2 protein-coding genes are annotated in these 1,509 nt (G+C 68.3%); both read left to right on the plus strand.

Going from position 1 to position 1,509, the window contains the following annotated elements; genetic code table 11:
* Positions 1-95: 95 nt before the first annotated feature.
* Positions 96-449, plus strand: a complete 354-nt coding sequence (gene tnpB, locus CKO28_RS27575; protein ID WP_200344722.1) for an IS66 family insertion sequence element accessory protein TnpB — start codon at positions 96-98, stop codon at positions 447-449.
* Positions 450-498: 49 nt separating this feature from the next.
* Positions 499-1,509: IS66 family transposase (gene tnpC / locus CKO28_RS27580; RefSeq protein WP_200344724.1), on the plus strand; the 1,011-nt coding region annotated here is incomplete at its 3' end.

Consider the following 1,509-nt stretch of genomic DNA (forward strand, 5'->3'; position numbering starts at 1 on the left):
GTGGAGGTCGAATTCGCCGGCGCCACCGTGCGGGTGCGCGATGGCGCGGACGGCGACCTCGTCCGCACGGTTCTGGCCGCGCTGAGCGTGCCGCGGTGATCGCGGTTCCGAGCAACGCGCGGATCCTGGTCGCCCGGCGTCCGATCGACTTCAGGGCCGGTCACGACCGATTGGCTGCGCTGGTGACGCAGGCGCTGGCGGACGACCCGTTCTGCGGCACGATTTTCGTGTTCCGCTCGAAACGCGCCGACAAATTGAAGGTGATCGTCTGGGACGGAAGCGGCCTCTGGCTGCACTACAAGCGGTTGGAACAGGGGGCGTTCACCTGGCCGGCGATCGCCGACGGGGCGATCACCCTGACCCCCGCCCAGCTGACGCTTTTGCTGGCCGGACTGGACTGGCGCAAGGTCGCGCCGCAGGCCGTTAGAAAGCCGCTGAAATCGGGCTGAAAGGCGCAGTTTTCCTGGTGTTTCAGGGGGCTTTCGGGTAGGATTCCTCATGTCCGAAAGCGTCGCCGAACTCACCCAGAAAATCGCCGATCTGACCGCTCGGGTGGCCGAGTTGGAGCAGGAAAACGTCGCCCTGCATCAGCTGATCGCGGCCTACAAGCAGGCGATCTACGGCCAGAGCAGCGAGGGCGTCGATCCGGAGCAGGCCAACCTCGATCTGGGCGACATCGACCCGAACGCGCCGCTGCCAACCCCGGCCAACGACGATGACAGCGCACAAGGCGACGGCAAGCCCAAGACCCCGCGCCGCGGCGGTCAGGCGCGCCGGAACCGCGGCGCGCTGCCGCGCCATCTGCCGCGCAAGCACATCCACTTGGAGCCGGAGACGGACAGCTGCCCATGCTGCGCCGGGACGTTGCACAAGATCGGCGAGGATGTCCGCGAACTGCTGGACGTGGTCCCCGTCCTCTATCGGGTTCTGTGCATCCACCGCGCTCGGTACGGTTGCCGCACCTGCAGCTCCGCGGTCGTGCAGGCGCCGGCGCCCGAGCAGCCGGTCGAGGGCGGTTACGCGACCTGCACCCTGATCGCCCAGATCGCGGTCGGGAAGTGGGCCTGGCACCTGCCGCTCTATCGGCAGGCCAAGATGCTGGCCGGCCAGGGCATCATCATCGACCGCTCCACACTGGCGACCTGGATGGCGCGCGCGGCCTGGTGGCTGCGGCCGCTACACGAATGTCTGCTCAAGGCGGTGCTCGCCCAGCAGCGGGTGTATTGCGACGATACCCCGCTGCCGGTGCTGGCCCCCGGCACGGGCCGGACCAAGACCGGCCGGTTCTGGGCCTACGCGATCGACGACCGATCGTGGTCGGGGCCCGCACCGCCGGCGGTCGCCTACCTCTACGCCGAGGACCGCAAGGCCCGGCACATGACCGAGCACCTCAAGAGCTTTACCGGCATCCTGCAAGTCGATGGCTATCAGGGTTACGGCCAGCTGGCCGACCGTGAGGCCCTGCCGATCACGCTCGCCTACTGTCTGGCCCACGCCCGCCGGAAGTTT

This window comes from Rhodovibrio sodomensis, from assembly GCF_016583645.1.
Taxonomy (GTDB): Bacteria; Pseudomonadota; Alphaproteobacteria; order Kiloniellales; family Rhodovibrionaceae; genus Rhodovibrio; species Rhodovibrio sodomensis.